Here is a 14482-nt window from a genome sequence, read left to right as displayed (position 1 = left end):
TCATTTTTACAGGGATAAGATCAGTCGCAAAATTGCGACAGAATCTCATTAACGAACATATTGCCCTTAGACGTTAGGCGCCAATGCTGATCTTCGACTAGCAGCAGGCCTTTTTGCTGAGCTTGCAGCATCCCTTTGTCGAGAAGAGTGCTAGCGAGTCCCGTTCTCTCTTCAAACTCCTGTTTAGGAATTGGAGACATAAGGCGAAGTCGGTTCATTAAATACTCTAATGGTCTGTCTTCCTCGGCCACTTCTGTCTTTTCAAATAGATAATCGGATGCAGCTAGGTATCCCTTAGGATGTTTAATTTTTACCGTGCGGTATATACGCTGCTCGGCTTCAATGGTTATCTTGCCATGGGCACCACAACCTATTCCTAAGTAGTCGCCAAATTGCCAATAGTTGAGGTTATGCTGACATTGGTATCCCGGCTTGGCGTAGGCCGAGATCTCATATTGCTGGTAGCCAAGTTCGGCTAACCGTTTTTGCCCTTGTTCATAAATATGCCACAAGTCTTCATCATCAGGCAGTTGAGGTGGCTTAGAGTGAAACAGGGTATTAGGTTCAATGGTCAGTTGGTACCATGATAGATGGGGGGGATTGAGTGCGGCAGCGGTTTCGATATCGCTCATCGCTTCATCGAAGCTTTGATTGGGTAATCCATGCATTAAATCGAGATTAAAGCTGTTGTAGTTGGCCTGTTTCGCCTTCATCGCAGCCACTTCCGCTTCATTCTTATCGTGAATACGCCCCAGAAGGTTTAGCTTATCGCTGGAGAAGCTCTGTACACCGATCGATAACCGAGTCACACCAGCGGCTCGATAATCGGCAAAATCATCATGTTCCAGTGTGCCAGGATTGGCTTCCATGGTGATCTCTATATCCTCTTTAAAGGGGATTTGCTCCCGAACACCATCGAGTAATCTTTTGATCTGACTGGCATCAAATAGTGATGGTGTGCCACCGCCGATAAATATTGAATGCAGCTTACGGCCTTGAATATAGCTGCAATCATTGGCTAAATCTGCGAGTAGGGCATCGACATACTGCTGTTGAGGCAACTCACCATTTTGTCCATGGGAGTTAAAGTCGCAATAGGGGCACTTCTGTACGCACCAAGGAATATGGATATACAGGCTTAGCGGAGGAAGGGTTAACATTAACCTAATACGCCTTTAGCTTTAAGTTCGGTCAATAACAACTGCATCGCTTTACCACGATGGCTTAACGCATTTTTTTCTTCGCTGCTTAGTTCTGCTGCGCTGCATTGATGACCCTCAGGAATGAAAACAGGATCGTAACCATGGCCATTGTCGCCTTTAGGTTCGAAGCCAATTTTGCCTTCCCAAGATGCTTGGCAGATCACTGGAGTCGGATCGTCGGCGTGACGCATATAGACTAAAATACATTGAAAGCGGGCACTACGTTGCACCGGTTCATCTTTTAATGCGTCGAGTAGTTTGTTGAAGTTATCGGTATCTTTGGCATTTTCGCCAGCATAGCGTGCAGAATAGATACCTGGTGCACCACCGAGGAGATCGACCTCTAAACCTGAGTCATCGGCAATCGCGGCAAGTCCAGTGACTTTAGCGGCGTGACGAGCTTTAATAATCGAGTTTTCTACAAAGGTGGTTCCTGTCTCTGGAACCTCTTCGACGTTAAACTGGCTTTGTGGAAGAACTTCAATACCAAATTCAGACAAGATCTCTGAAAACTCTTTTAGCTTACCTTTGTTGCCACTGGCCAATACTATTTTGTTCATATGAGGCATTAACTCTTGAGGGAGATATTATGGGCGCAATGATACCCAAGCTGACGTTGAAACGGTAGTGGAGAGTTAACCTGTGCGCTTTGTCTGTTAGTTAAAAGAACACAGGTGAAGGGAGATTATTGATTCATGGATTAATCGACATAAAATTTCTGTTTAAACTTCAATTGTGTATTAAGGGTCTTGCCATATTTTATTGCGATTTGAAAATTTATCTCTTGGTCATCTCGATAGGGAACCTCTGCAATATAGTAAATCGCATCGCCTTCACGGATCTCTCTAAAAACTAAGTCGATACGTGCATCGAGTAGATTATTTGCAATGCCAGAGATTTCTACAGGGATCGCAGGGTTACCCTCAACGCTTTTATCTAAAACTGAGATATTAACCAGTCCAGTATAACTGCTGCGCTGGATCCCATAGGACTTGGCAATCGTTGGGGTAATAAACGTACTGCCTAAGGCGACATAGTGAATATCATAATTGCCTACACTCTGTTTCTGTTCGGCAAAAGCGTTAGCAGCTATTCCTAGTGAGAGAAGTAGACCGAAAAATAAGGGACGGAACATGGTGTTAACTCCTAGCGTCTAAATATTAGGTTTTAGTATAGCTACTATCATTTAACTATGTGGTTTGTAGAGTTATTTGCTTACAATATTGCTTAGAGTAATGCACAGATCTCTGCTGGTAACAACTTAGGCGCGATGATCCTAACTTGTTTATGTCTGTCAAGTTCCCCTTTCTCGATGACAATGCTGCCTTTAGGGACTTTAAACTGTTTTGCTAGATATTTGCTGAGATGGGCATTAGCTTTGCCATCGACAGGCGGCGCGGTGATCGCGACTTTTAGCTCGTCGCCGTGGGGACCGACAATCTGGTCCCGGCTGGCTTTAGGCTGTATATATAGTTTAAGTAACAGATCACCTCGTAGCTGTGTCACTGGACCCATTAAACATTGGCCCAAAACGGCACGTATTGTGATAGCAATATATTGAGGAAGTTTAAAATAATCATCATGACTAATAATGATAGATCTAAACCACCCATAGGTGGAAGAATTCGGCGGATTGGTGCCAGTAAAGGTTCGGTTAGCTGGCCCATGACCATTTCTATTGGGTTATGGCCTTGACTGACCCAACTTAAAATTGCACGTATAATCAACATCCAAAACAGTAGAACCCCAGCCTGTTTAAATACCGATACCACAGAGATTAACAGGATTGCAGGGACACTTATGGCTGCACCTGCGATCAGGCTTAACACCACAAACTTAGTGATCACCACTAACAACGCTAGAACCACTGACGCTGTGTCCAATCCGCCCATTGCAGGTAATACTCGACGCATAGGTGCAACGATAGGGTGGGTTGCCTTAACGACAAATTGGCTAAACGGGTTATAAAAGTCTGCACGGGCGAGCTGCAGCCAGATGCGAATAATGACCACCATTAGGTACAGGTCAAATACGGTATTCACTAAAAAGCTTAATGCGTTCATTGGGTTTCTCTACTTAACTATTATCGAAAAATTCAAATTAAAATTGTTTAGCCATCTCTTCAGCGCGAGCGATACAGTCGTGCATTGCGCCTCGAACTATGCCCCTTAAGTCAGCTTGTTCAAATGCGGCAACGGCTTGAGCTGTTGTTCCCCCTTTTGAGGTGACGTTTTCTCTGAGTTGCCGCGCCGATAAATTCGTATTGTGTTTTACCATTTGTGCCGCCCCGAGGGCCGCTTGCTGCACTAACGCTCGTGCCACCGACTCATCGACACCATCTTGTTTAGCACTGTCAATCATAGCCTCCATCATAAGGAAAAAATAGGCGGGAGAGCTACCTGCTAATGCAATAACTTGATTCAGTTCATCCTCTTTTGAAACCCACACCACTTCGCCGCCGCTTTTCATGATCTGCTCACAAAGGGCCTTATCGGCATCAGATACTGATGGCTCGGCGTAAAGTCCTGTCATGCCATAACCAATCTGTGTTGGCGTATTGGGCATGGTTCTGATGAGTTTTATGGGCTGCTTAAAAAAGTCATGGTAGCGCTTAGCAGTTACGCCAGCGGCTATAGTTACAATCAATTTCTGCGATAAGTCGAGCTGACTCAGTTGCTGACAAACTTGTTCCATCAGTTGAGGTTTTACCGCTAGTACGACGACATCAGCCTCTTCGGTTGCCTTTAGGTTGTCATGGGACACTTGAATCCCCAGCTCTTGATGCAGTGCGGTAAGCTTAGCTTCACTGGGATTAGTGGCATGGATAAGCTCTGGCGCATAGCCACTTTTGACTAAGCCATTGGTGATACTGCGGGTCATATTACCTGCACCGATAAAGCATATTTTCTTCTGTGTCATAGGGTTCTCAGTCTATTTTCTATCTTAAGGCAGTTGTATCTATATTAGGGCTGACAGCGTAAAAACAAGGCGTTAAACCGCCTGATTGTGAGTGTATTCGCGCTCACCAAAAATGGCACTGCCAATTCTGACCATGGTTGAACCTGCAGCAATGGCAACTTCTAGATCGTTACTCATCCCCATGGATAGGGTATCAAGTGTTGGATAATCTTGTTTTAACGTCTGGTAAACCTGCTGCATTTTATCGAGTTCCTTATGTTGAAGTGCGACATCATCCGTTGCGGTGGGAATCGTCATCAGGCCGCGCAAACGCAAACGGGGTAACGATTCAATGATGGCAGCTAATGCGTGCACTTCATCTGGGTGAATGCCAGATTTTGTCTCCTCTTCACTAATATTGACCTGAATACAAACATTGAGAGGCTTAAGATGAGCGGGCCTTTGTTCATTAAGCCTTTTTGCTAGCTTCTCTCGGTTTAGGGTATGCATCCAGTCAAAATGCTCAGCGATGGTTCTACTCTTATTTGACTGCAATGGGCCAATGAAATGCCATTCGATGTCAGGGTAGTTAGGTTTTAGTGCAATTATCTTTGATTCACCCTCTTGAACATAGTTTTCACCAAAAAGACGCTGCCCAGCTTCATATGCAGCTATTATTTGAGTATTAGGCTTAGTTTTACTCACCGCCAGTAGCTTAATTTCATTACTATTACGTGATGAATTTTGCGCCGCTTGAGCGATTCTTTGGTGGGCGTTAGCCAGTCTGTCTGCTATTGTTGTCATGATGTAAGTTTTTGGTTGAATGGATATCCCATACTATGGAAATCACAGAGTTACTTGCCTTTAGTGTAAAGCACAATGCGTCAGATCTACACCTTTCTGCGGGAGTATCTCCAATGATACGTGTAGATGGTGAGGTCAGAAAGATTAATCTGCCTGCATTAGATCATCAAGGTGTGCATAGTCTCGTTTATGACATCATGAATGATAAGCAGCGCAAAGATTTTGAGGAACATCTTGAGATCGATTTCTCGTTCGAAGTGCCTAATTTAGCCCGTTTTCGTGTTAATGCTTTTAACCAGTCTCGCGGTGCCGCCGCGGTATTTCGTACGATTCCAAGTGAGATCTTGAGTCTCGAGAAACTGGGAGCGCCAGAAATTTTCAAAAAAATCGCTAGTTTCCCTCGTGGACTAGTGCTGGTTACGGGCCCAACGGGATCGGGTAAGAGTACCACCTTGGCGGGGATGGTCGATTATGTGAACGAGAATCGCCATGACCATATTTTGACCATTGAAGACCCTATCGAATTTGTCCACCAAAACAAACAATGTTTGATTAACCAACGGGAAGTACATCGTCATACTCACAGCTTTAATGCTGCACTAAGAAGCGCGCTGCGTGAAGATCCTGATGTGATCCTTGTGGGTGAGATGCGTGACCTTGAAACCATTAGACTGGCGATGACGGCGGCAGAAACGGGTCACTTAGTCTTTGGTACCTTACATACCACCTCGGCGGCGAAAACCATTGACCGTGTAGTCGACGTTTTCCCCGAAGGTGAAAAAAGCATGGTCAGAACCATGTTATCTGAATCACTGCAAGCGGTTATCTCGCAAACCCTTATCAAGAAAGTGGGCGGCGGCCGTGTTGCCGCACATGAGATCATGATGGGAACGCCTGCTATCCGTAACCTGATTCGCGAAGATAAGGTGGCGCAGATGTACTCGGCAATTCAGACCGGTATGGCGCATGGAATGCAGACACTCGATCAATGTTTACAAAATTTGGTTAATCGAGGCCTTATCACTCGCGAAGATGCGATGTCTAAGAGTTCGAATAAGAATGCTAGTTTCTAAGTAAGGTTTGCTTATGGAAGTTCGTCCATTTTTAAAAGTAATGATAGATCGTAAAGCATCGGATCTGTTTATTACCGCTGGGTTTCCACCGAGTGCCAAAATCGATGGCGAGGTGAGACCGTTAGGGGAGAATCCGTTTACCCCAGAGCAATCGTTAGAGTTTGTTGAATCGTTAATGACAGAGGCTCAGCGTAAAGAGTTCCATGAAAGCCGTGAATGTAACTTTGCGTTTGCCGCTAAAGATCTGGGACGTTTTCGTGTGAGTGCCTTTTGGCAGCGTGAGTCTCCTGGCTGCGTCATGCGTCGAATAGAAACTCAAATTCCGGAAGTCGAAGATTTAAAGTTACCCCCTATACTAAAAGATCTGGTCATGAGTAAACGTGGCTTGATCATCATGGTGGGTGGTACGGGTACCGGTAAATCTACTTCGCTTGCGGCGCTAGTGGGTTATCGTAATGCCCATGCTCGTGGACATATTTTAACCATCGAAGACCCAGTCGAATTTGTTCACAATCATCGCAAGAGCATTATTACTCAGCGCGAAGTGGGTATTGATACCGAGTCGTTTGATGCAGCGCTCAAGAGTTCGCTACGCCAAGCTCCAGATGTGATTTTGATTGGTGAGATCCGTAGTCAAGAAACTATGGAGTTCGCGTTGTCATTTGCCGAGACTGGGCATTTGTGTATGGCAACTTTGCATGCCAACAATGCTAACCAAGCGTTAGATCGTATTATGCACTTGGTGCCTGAGAGTAAGCATCAACAGCTGTTATTCGATCTGTCGCTCAATCTGCGTGGTATTGTTGCGCAACAACTGGTACCCAAGAGTGATGGCAGCGGTCGACGAGCCGCCATTGAGGTATTGATCAATACGCCTCGTATTGCCAGTCTTATTCAGAAAAATGAGCTGCACCTGCTAAAAGAAACGATGGCTAAATCTAATGAGCAGGGGATGCAGACATTCGATCAGGCTTTGCTTAAGCTTTATTCAGAGAATGAGATTAGTTATGCAGACGCACTGCACTATGCTGATTCTCCAAATGATCTACGCTTAATGATTAAATTGCAGAGTAAAGAAGGCGCAAGCTCGGGCTTTATGGAAGGGGTGACCTTAGATCTCGATTAAGTTTTGACCAAGAAAAACCGATAGCATTGTATGTTATCGGTTTTTTATTGCTCGTAATTGTTGATCTTAGTTTGTTTACGGGACGTATATCCAGTCTACCCTTAATTAATATAAGAGAACTGAAGATGAAATCTGTTTATTTGGGAGTATTATTAGTCAGTTGCGGTGTTATTTCTAGTGCGGTAAACGCAAAGCAATGTGCCGATTTTCTAGATGTAAAGGTGCGTAAATTACATTCTGAGCAGCAGCTGGATTTATGTCAGCTGACTCAAGGTAAGCCGGTGTTAATTGTGAACACGGCCAGCCACTGTGGTTATACACCGCAGTTTAAAGGCTTAGAAAAACTTCATCAAAAATATAAAGATGACGGGTTAGTCGTGTTAGGTTTTCCATCAAACGACTTTAACCAAGAAGAAGCACAAGAGGTGAAAACTGCCGATGTTTGTTACATCAATTATGGTGTAACCTTCACTATGGCCGCCACGGGTGTTGTAACTGGCGAATTGGCTCAGCAGCCTTTTAAACATTTATCTGCAGAGACTCGTGAACCGAACTGGAATTTTAATAAATACCTCGTTAGCGCCGATGGTAAACAGATCCAAAGGTTTTCATCGAATGTAAAGCCCAATGATAGCGCGTTGATTGAAGCGATTGAAAAACTATTATAAAAATTTAATAAGCAGGGAGTTAAATTGGCAAAATTTACAGGTTTAACCAAAGAGCAGGGGCATCAACCGCGTTCAAAAACCACCGTGTTACTGATGAATCTAGGGACTCCTAGCGCGCCTACAACATCGGCGGTTCGCCGCTATTTGGCCGAATTCCTAGCCGATCCTCGCGTGGTAGAGATCCCCAAATTGGTGTGGATGGTAATACTGCACGGGATTATTTTGCGTGTTCGCCCAGCAAAATCTGCGGCGTTATATCAACAGATCTGGGGTGAGTCAGGTTCCCCTTTGATGGAGATCACTCAAAAGCAGACGGCAAAGTTAGCTAAGCGTTTTAGCGAGCAGGGCGATAGTGTCAACGTCGAGTTTTGTATGCGCTACGGTGAACCCAGTGTCAAAGACACTGTTAATCGCCTGCATCAACAAGGCACTGACAAGCTGGTGGTACTGCCTTTATATCCACAATTCGCGGCGCCAACGACAGCATCGGCTTTCGATGCGCTGACCCAAGAGCTACGTAGTTGGCGTTACTTACCTAGTGTTCACTTTATTAATACTTATCACGATAATGCTGATTATATTTCAGCTTTGGCTGATTCTATTCAGCGTGATTTTGATCAGCACGGTAAGCCTAAAAAACTGGTTCTTTCCTATCACGGTATGCCTGAGAGAAATCTGCACTTAGGCGATCCTTATTACTGCTTCTGTAAAAAAACCACTCGCTTAGTGGTTGAAAAGCTCGGTTTACAGGAGAGTGATTATGTCACCACTTTCCAATCTCGATTTGGTAAAGCCAAGTGGTTACAGCCATATACCGATGCGACCTTGCAGTCTCTAGCGAAAGAAGGCGTCGATGATATCGCGATTATTTGCCCCGCCTTTAGCGCAGATTGTTTAGAGACATTGGAAGAGATTGAGCATGAAAACCGTGCGCTATTTACTGACGCGGGCGGTAAGCATTATCGTTATATTCCTGCGTTAAATGATGATGATGCACATATCGAGATGATGGAGAATTTGGTTAAGCCCTATTTGGCTTAGTTAAATTTTTTATTACTAACAAATACCAACAGGCCTTCGAATGAAGGCCTGTTTCATTTTTAGTGTTTGAGTTTGAGTTTGAGTTTGAATCGGGACGGGAGATTGTGTTTATTCAGTGGATTTGAAGAGCGATCTTTGAATGAAGGTTTGGCATTTTTTGGGATTAGCTTTAGTCGCATTTGGCCGTATCTTTTTGTTAAGTATGTAGGGAGTATACAAGACCTTGTTGTTTGCGACGAATGAAGCGCATAGTCGTTCTTCCCAAAACTCGTTAACACAGCATCAAAAGTGCTAAAATTGCCTGTTAGGCATGTTTTTTACCTTGCTACTTTGGCGTTGAATGGCTCACAAGGGAACATCATTCCATCATCCATTCGCCGTGAATGAGTTGCCAAAAATAGGCTGAGTCGATCACTTTCTTATACTGATTGATATTAGTGGCTTAGCTATAAAAATAAGCCATAAAAAAACGCACTCTGTGAGTGCGTTTCTCGTGTCGGCATTAATTTAAAATATTAATGCTTGAACATTGCTGAGATAGATTCTTCATTGCTAACACGGCGAATCGCTTCAGCCATAACTGAAGACATGGTTAACTGAGTCACCTTACTTAATGCCGCAATTTCTGGACTTAGCGGAATCGTATCGGTAACGATCACTTCATCGATAACCGACTCTGCAATGTTTTTAGCCGCATTACCTGAGAATACAGGGTGAGTCGCGTAAGCAAAAACACGATTAGCACCGTGCTCTTTCAATGCTTCAGCGGCTTTACAAAGTGTTCCACCTGTATCGATCATATCATCAACGATAATGCAATCACGTCCTTGAACATCACCGATGATGTGCATGACTTGAGCTACGTTAGCTTGAGGACGACGCTTATCGATAATTGCTAAGTCAGAATCATCAAGTAGCTTAGCGACGGCACGAGCACGTACTACGCCACCAATATCTGGAGAAACCACAACAGGATTATCTAACTCTTTGCCTAACATATCTTCTAACAGTACTGGGCTACCAAATACGTTATCAACAGGCACATCGAAGAAGCCTTGGATTTGCTCTGCATGAAGGTCACAAGTTAGTACGCGGTCAACGCCAACACTTGATAAGAAATCGGCAACAACTTTTGCCGTGATAGGTACACGAGCGCTACGCACGCGACGATCTTGACGTGCGTAACCAAAATAAGGAATAACCGCAGTAATACGGCCAGCAGATGCGCGGCGTAACGCATCAACCATAACGATAAGTTCCATTAGGTTATCGTTAGTAGGTGCACAAGTAGATTGAATGATAAATACATCCGCCCCACGTACATTTTCGTTAATCTGGACACTGATTTCACCGTCGCTGAAAACGCCAACCTCTGCGTCTCCAAGTTTACAAAATAGACGATCCGCTATCTTCTTTGCGAGACTAGGTGTTGCGTTACCAGCAAATAGTTTAATGTCAGGCACTGTATGAACCTCAGGCGTATGCTTCATTGTAATGGCCGGGATGAAAGTAGCCTTATCCCGCATGATTTTAACACTGCGCTAAGCGTAGCATTAGTGGTGATTTATTTGTCCCTTTCGCGATAAAACCGCTCATATCGGCAGGCATTTGGGCAAAAACTTGCTCTGCTTGTTCGCGAGTATCGAATGATCCGAAAACGCATGCTCCGGTTCCAGTCATTCTCGACGGCGCATATTCTATCAGCCACGCTAACGCTTTGGCAACTTGGGGGTGGCGAGCTGCGACCAGTTGTTGGCAGTCGTTGTGCCAATCATTGCTCATTAAATCAACTAAAGTTAGCTTAGGGGTATCTCTTGGTAATTGTGGATCTTGAAACACTTCTGCTGTAGAAATGTGCACATCTGGAGTGAGTACAAGATACCAAGGTTCGGGGACGTCAACGGTAATAAGCTTCTCGCCGACTCCCTCTGCAAATGCCGATAAACCATTAATAAAAACAGGAACATCAGCGCCTAAAGATAACCCGATTTCAGCGAGTTCTTGCAGGGATAATTGGGTATTCCATAAATGATTAAGCGCAACTAATGTTGTTGCTGCGTCCGATGAACCGCCCCCAATTCCACCACCCATAGGCAATTTTTTGTCAAGCCATATCTCTGCACCAAAAGAGGTTGCTGATCGTTGTTGTAATGATTTTGCGGCTTTCAGAATTAAGTTATCGCTATTTGCAACAACATCACCAATATTAGAATGTAATGTGATTTCGCCACTTTTATTGACGGCAAAATCCAGCAGGTCGCAATGGTCGACAAATTGAAACAGGGTTTGCAGTTCATGATAACCATCGGTGCGACGGCCATTAATATGCAGAAACAGATTCAGCTTCGCTGGCGCAGGCCAGGCTCGTGAAATATTATTGCTCATTGGGTTTCTCTGGTGTCTCTGGTGATATAGCGACGCTTTCGGCGAGAGCTTGCCACTGATTAATCTGAATTTTTAAACGAATATCTTCTCGGGTAAGCTCAAGTAGCTTAGGTAACGGCGCTCCGCTTTGCGTTTGCCAGCTTTTGAATGTCACCTGCCAAGGAGTGGTTCCCAAATGAGACTGTACCGTTAACGGTCTATGCTGCTCATCTCTGCTGATCACTTGATCTGTCGCCGATATCTGTCCGGTTATCCATCTCGGCAGGGTATCAATAGGAATAGACCAACCTGTCAGCCGCTTAAGTAACTGTTCTGGCTCGTCATCTCGATAGGTTTTTCCATCAAGTTCAAGCTTAGCTCCATTGGTGTCACTGGTTAGCGACATTACTGTAGTGCCGAGCATGGTCGTGAGTCTAAGCTCATTACTGTATTCAGTATGGAGCCAATAGAGGTTAGTACTATATTTATCCTCCGCTGTTTTGATGGCTAGTTTGCCCTGCATCTCCCAAGCTTTTGCTCTCTCGATACTGTTTACGTTAACAGGAATCAAGTTTATATCGGGTCTGCTGACACAACCACCAAGCAGTAAGCTCGAAAGTAGGGGTAAAGTGAGGATGATTTTTGTGAAGTAGTTCAAATTATTCATCTATTGCTGAAGTACCTAGTCCATATCATACGAGGGCTGTTTCTAAATACCAATGCTATTTGACAAATTTCCTGCCAGCCTAGGCTAGGGTTAGCAATGGCTAATTTTCATTAGTAACAAATTTTATGGCTTTAATGGCCTTGTTTAATTGGAAAAATAAGTAACAAACGAGATTATTATTCGGTTTTGTTAAGCGTATTCTGTTTTTAGTTGGCTCAATTCAGTAGAATAGCTGCCAATAAGTGAGATGCCTAGAGACCAGAAAGAGTCAGATGAGCCTTGTAGCAATCGGTATTAATCATAAAACAGCCACCGTAGACCTACGCGAAAAAGTAGCGTTTGCGCCTGATAAAATTCATGATGCGATGAAAAGCCTTGCCAGCCGCACTAAGACTGGTGAAGCAGTGATCGTCTCAACCTGTAATCGTACCGAACTTTACTGTAATACGGGTGAAGAGGAGGAGGTTATTCAATGGTTGGAGGATTATCATCAACTTTCTCATGAAGATGTCTTGCCGTGCCTTTATAAATATAAGGGGCAAGAGGTGGTGCGGCATCTGATGCGCGTATCAGCGGGGCTGGACTCTCTTATCTTGGGTGAACCGCAAATTCTTGGTCAGGTGAAGCAGTCTTTTGTTAAAGCAAAAGAGGCGGGTACGGTTGCTGTAACGATAGATCGTCTGTTTCAAAATACCTTTTCGGTAGCGAAAAAGGTTCGTACAGAGACCGAAATTGGCGCTGCAGCTGTTTCGGTTGCCTTTGCGGCTGTCAGCATGGCTAAGCATATCTTCTCAGCAATCAGTGCGACAAAGGTGTTGCTTATTGGTGCGGGTGAGACCATAGAGCTTGTTGCTCGTCATTTAAAGGATAATGGCGTTGACTCAATGATTGTTGCCAACCGCACCATTTCACGTGCCGAAGCTATGTGTGAAGAGTTTGGCGCAACAGCAATTACGCTAGAACAGATACCAGAGTATCTCCCTAAAGCTGATATCGTGATATCCTCTACCGCCAGCCCACTACCAATACTTGGTAAAGGCATGGTAGAAAAAGCGCTGAAACAGCGTCGTCATCAACCTATGTTATTGGTTGATATAGCAGTTCCTAGAGATATTGAAGCTGAAGTGGGGGATCTTGATGATGCCTTCCTTTACACGGTTGACGACCTGCAAAGCATTATTGAACAAAATATGGCCTCCAGACGAGAGGCTGCCGAGCAAGCTGAAGTAATTGTTGAAGAGGAATCTCATCTGTTCATGGAGTGGATCCGCTCACTAGAGTCGGTGGATAGTATCCGTGAATATCGCACCCAAAGTATGGCGATAAAAGATGAGCTGGTTGAGCGAGCGATCAATAAGTTAGCCCAAGGCGGAGATAGCGAACAGCTGATCCTCGAATTGGCCAATAAACTGACCAATAAATTGATCCATGCGCCCACTCAGGCTCTTACCGCTGCTAGTCGCCGAGGTGACCTAAACAGCATAGGGCAGTTACGTACAGCGCTTGGACTAGATAAAGACTAAGGTTAGCGTTGGAATGAAGGACAGTGTTATTCGCAAGCTCGAAGGCTTGCTTGAGCGTAATGAAGAAGTTTTGGCGCTGTTAAGTGATGCGAGCATCATTGCCGATCAGGAGCGTTTTCGCGCTCTTTCCAAAGAGTACTCTCAACTCGAAGATGTCGTCAGGACGTTTAAAGCCTATCAGCAGGCTGAAAAGGATATTGAGTCAGCAAAAGAGATGCTAAGCGAAGATGACCCAGATCTTAAAGAGATGGCGCAAGAGGAGATAAAAGAGGCTAAAGCCACTTTAGAAACCCTCGAAGCTGAGTTGCAAATTCTGCTGCTTCCTAAAGATCCTAAAGACGATAACAACGCCTTCCTCGAAATCCGCGCTGGTGCGGGCGGTGATGAAGCGGCTATCTTTGCCGGTGATCTATACCGCATGTATAGCCGTTATTGCGAAGCTAATCGCTGGCAAGTAGAAGTCATGACACTTAATGAAGGTGAGCATGGCGGCTTTAAAGAGATCATTGTTAAGGTTTCTGGCGAAGGTGTTTTTGGTAAATTGAAATTTGAATCTGGTGGACATCGTGTACAACGTGTACCAGAAACTGAATCTCAGGGCAGGGTGCATACCTCTGCTTGTACCGTGGTTGTTATGCCTGAAGTTCCTGAAGCCGAAGCGATTTCAATTAATCCTGCCGATCTAAAGGTCGATACATTCCGCGCATCGGGTGCGGGTGGACAGCACGTTAACAAAACCGACTCGGCTATTCGTATTACGCATATTCCATCAGGCATCATTGTTGAATGCCAAGATCAACGTTCACAACACAAAAACCGTGCCCAAGCCATGAGTGTTCTGGCTGCGCGTATTCAAGCTGTTGAAGATGAGAAACGTCGTAGCGAAGAGGAAACGACTCGCCGTAGCTTAGTGGCTAGTGGGGATCGCTCTGAGCGTATTCGCACCTATAACTACCCACAAGGTCGTGTTAGCGAACATCGCATCAATTTGACCCTTTATCGCCTAAATGAAGTAATGGAAGGCGATCTTAACGCGATTATTGAGCCGCTCATGCAGGAAAACCAAGCAGATATGTTAGCAGCATTGGGCGAAGATTAATCTTTATCAAATCTGCT

Annotated in this window: 16 protein-coding genes; 6 read left to right on the top strand and 10 right to left on the bottom strand. The window is 44.7% G+C overall.

Going from position 1 to position 14482, the window contains the following annotated elements; translation table 11 throughout:
- Positions 1-20: 20 nt before the first annotated feature.
- The 7 genes from hemW to K0I62_RS14345 all read right to left on the bottom strand — a co-directional run bounded on the left by hemW (position 21) and on the right by K0I62_RS14345 (position 4904).
- Complete coding sequence (gene hemW, locus K0I62_RS14375; protein WP_220068766.1) at positions 21-1160, bottom strand: radical SAM family heme chaperone HemW; 1140 nt, start codon at positions 1158-1160, stop codon at positions 21-23.
- The gene (gene rdgB, locus K0I62_RS14370) at positions 1160-1762 is read right to left on the bottom strand and encodes an RdgB/HAM1 family non-canonical purine NTP pyrophosphatase (RefSeq protein WP_220068765.1); all 603 of its coding nucleotides are present in this window, start codon (positions 1760-1762) and stop codon (positions 1160-1162) included. The genes hemW and rdgB overlap by 1 nt, the downstream gene beginning before the upstream one ends.
- Positions 1763-1902: 140 nt before the next feature.
- Positions 1903-2337, bottom strand: a complete 435-nt coding sequence (locus K0I62_RS14365) for a DUF4426 domain-containing protein (RefSeq protein WP_220068764.1) — start codon at positions 2335-2337, stop codon at positions 1903-1905.
- A 92-nt stretch (positions 2338-2429) separates the two neighbouring features.
- On the bottom strand, positions 2430-2717 hold the full coding sequence (gene yggU / locus K0I62_RS14360; protein ID WP_220068763.1) for a DUF167 family protein YggU: 288 nt from the start codon (positions 2715-2717) through the stop codon (positions 2430-2432).
- Entirely contained in the window at positions 2717-3265 is a 549-nt protein-coding gene (locus tag K0I62_RS14355; RefSeq protein ID WP_220068762.1) for a YggT family protein, read from the bottom strand. The genes yggU and K0I62_RS14355 overlap by 1 nt, the downstream gene beginning before the upstream one ends.
- Positions 3266-3302: 37 nt before the next feature.
- The gene (proC, locus tag K0I62_RS14350) at positions 3303-4121 is read right to left on the bottom strand and encodes a pyrroline-5-carboxylate reductase (RefSeq protein ID WP_220068761.1); all 819 of its coding nucleotides are present in this window, start codon (positions 4119-4121) and stop codon (positions 3303-3305) included.
- A 72-nt stretch (positions 4122-4193) separates the two neighbouring features.
- Positions 4194-4904 (bottom strand): YggS family pyridoxal phosphate-dependent enzyme, encoded by a 711-nt coding sequence (locus tag K0I62_RS14345; protein WP_220068760.1) that lies wholly within the window; start codon positions 4902-4904, stop codon positions 4194-4196.
- Positions 4905-4939: 35 nt separating this feature from the next.
- Here K0I62_RS14345 and K0I62_RS14340 point away from each other — a divergent pair, with 35 nt between their 5' ends.
- From K0I62_RS14340 to hemH, 4 genes are all read left to right on the top strand, one after another.
- The gene (locus tag K0I62_RS14340; RefSeq protein ID WP_220068759.1) at positions 4940-5977 is read left to right on the top strand and encodes a type IV pilus twitching motility protein PilT; all 1038 of its coding nucleotides are present in this window, start codon (positions 4940-4942) and stop codon (positions 5975-5977) included.
- 13 nt (positions 5978-5990) lie between these two features.
- Positions 5991-7103, top strand: a complete 1113-nt coding sequence (locus K0I62_RS14335) for a PilT/PilU family type 4a pilus ATPase (protein WP_220068758.1) — start codon at positions 5991-5993, stop codon at positions 7101-7103.
- A gap of 125 nt (positions 7104-7228) precedes the next feature.
- On the top strand, positions 7229-7771 hold the full coding sequence (locus K0I62_RS14330; protein WP_220068757.1) for a glutathione peroxidase: 543 nt from the start codon (positions 7229-7231) through the stop codon (positions 7769-7771).
- Between the two features lie 24 nt (positions 7772-7795).
- On the top strand, positions 7796-8812 hold the full coding sequence (gene hemH / locus K0I62_RS14325) for a ferrochelatase (protein ID WP_220068756.1): 1017 nt from the start codon (positions 7796-7798) through the stop codon (positions 8810-8812).
- Positions 8813-9327: 515 nt separating this feature from the next.
- Here hemH and K0I62_RS14320 read toward each other — a convergent pair.
- The 3 genes from K0I62_RS14320 to lolB form a co-directional block, all read right to left on the bottom strand.
- The gene (locus K0I62_RS14320; RefSeq protein ID WP_220063398.1) at positions 9328-10275 is read right to left on the bottom strand and encodes a ribose-phosphate pyrophosphokinase; all 948 of its coding nucleotides are present in this window, start codon (positions 10273-10275) and stop codon (positions 9328-9330) included.
- A gap of 67 nt (positions 10276-10342) precedes the next feature.
- Positions 10343-11197 (bottom strand): 4-(cytidine 5'-diphospho)-2-C-methyl-D-erythritol kinase, encoded by an 855-nt coding sequence (gene ispE, locus K0I62_RS14315; RefSeq protein ID WP_220068755.1) that lies wholly within the window; start codon positions 11195-11197, stop codon positions 10343-10345.
- Positions 11187-11843: a lipoprotein insertase outer membrane protein LolB gene (gene lolB, locus K0I62_RS14310; RefSeq protein WP_220068754.1), complete on the bottom strand. Its 657-nt coding sequence runs from the start codon at positions 11841-11843 to the stop codon at positions 11187-11189. The genes ispE and lolB overlap by 11 nt, the downstream gene beginning before the upstream one ends.
- Positions 11844-12115: 272 nt before the next feature.
- Here lolB and hemA point away from each other — a divergent pair, with 272 nt between their 5' ends.
- Together hemA and prfA are read left to right on the top strand one after the other, a co-directional pair.
- Entirely contained in the window at positions 12116-13366 is a 1251-nt protein-coding gene (gene hemA / locus K0I62_RS14305) for a glutamyl-tRNA reductase (RefSeq protein WP_220068753.1), read from the top strand.
- 13 nt (positions 13367-13379) lie between these two features.
- Complete coding sequence (gene prfA, locus K0I62_RS14300; RefSeq protein ID WP_220068752.1) at positions 13380-14465, top strand: peptide chain release factor 1; 1086 nt, start codon at positions 13380-13382, stop codon at positions 14463-14465.
- The last annotated feature ends 17 nt before the right edge of the window (positions 14466-14482 follow it).

Origin of the sequence: Shewanella psychrotolerans (assembly GCF_019457595.1) — a bacterium.
GTDB classification, from domain to species: Bacteria; Pseudomonadota; Gammaproteobacteria; order Enterobacterales; family Shewanellaceae; genus Shewanella; species Shewanella psychrotolerans.
The sequence above is the reverse complement of the archived record's forward strand: the minus strand, read 5'-3'. Positions and strand labels throughout refer to the sequence as shown.

Excerpts from the sequence above, each read along its gene's own strand:
- ispE (WP_220068755.1), bottom strand. The coding sequence starts at position 11,197 with ATGAGCAATAATATTTCACGAGCCTGGCCTGCGCCAGCGAAGCTGAAT.
- K0I62_RS14335 (WP_220068758.1), top strand. The coding sequence starts at position 5,991 with ATGGAAGTTCGTCCATTTTTAAAAGTAATGATAGATCGTAAAGCATCG.
- K0I62_RS14345 (WP_220068760.1), bottom strand. The coding sequence starts at position 4,904 with ATGACAACAATAGCAGACAGACTGGCTAACGCCCACCAAAGAATCGCT.
- K0I62_RS14340 (WP_220068759.1), top strand. The coding sequence starts at position 4,940 with ATGGAAATCACAGAGTTACTTGCCTTTAGTGTAAAGCACAATGCGTCA.
- hemA (WP_220068753.1), top strand. The coding sequence starts at position 12,116 with ATGAGCCTTGTAGCAATCGGTATTAATCATAAAACAGCCACCGTAGAC.
- K0I62_RS14365 (WP_220068764.1), bottom strand. The coding sequence starts at position 2,337 with ATGTTCCGTCCCTTATTTTTCGGTCTACTTCTCTCACTAGGAATAGCT.
- yggU (WP_220068763.1), bottom strand. The coding sequence starts at position 2,717 with ATGGGTCCAGTGACACAGCTACGAGGTGATCTGTTACTTAAACTATAT.
- lolB (WP_220068754.1), bottom strand. The coding sequence starts at position 11,843 with ATGAATAATTTGAACTACTTCACAAAAATCATCCTCACTTTACCCCTA.
- rdgB (WP_220068765.1), bottom strand. The coding sequence starts at position 1,762 with ATGAACAAAATAGTATTGGCCAGTGGCAACAAAGGTAAGCTAAAAGAG.
- K0I62_RS14330 (WP_220068757.1), top strand. The coding sequence starts at position 7,229 with ATGAAATCTGTTTATTTGGGAGTATTATTAGTCAGTTGCGGTGTTATT.
- K0I62_RS14355 (WP_220068762.1), bottom strand. The coding sequence starts at position 3,265 with ATGAACGCATTAAGCTTTTTAGTGAATACCGTATTTGACCTGTACCTA.
- prfA (WP_220068752.1), top strand. The coding sequence starts at position 13,380 with ATGAAGGACAGTGTTATTCGCAAGCTCGAAGGCTTGCTTGAGCGTAAT.
- hemW (WP_220068766.1), bottom strand. The coding sequence starts at position 1,160 with ATGTTAACCCTTCCTCCGCTAAGCCTGTATATCCATATTCCTTGGTGC.
- proC (WP_220068761.1), bottom strand. The coding sequence starts at position 4,121 with ATGACACAGAAGAAAATATGCTTTATCGGTGCAGGTAATATGACCCGC.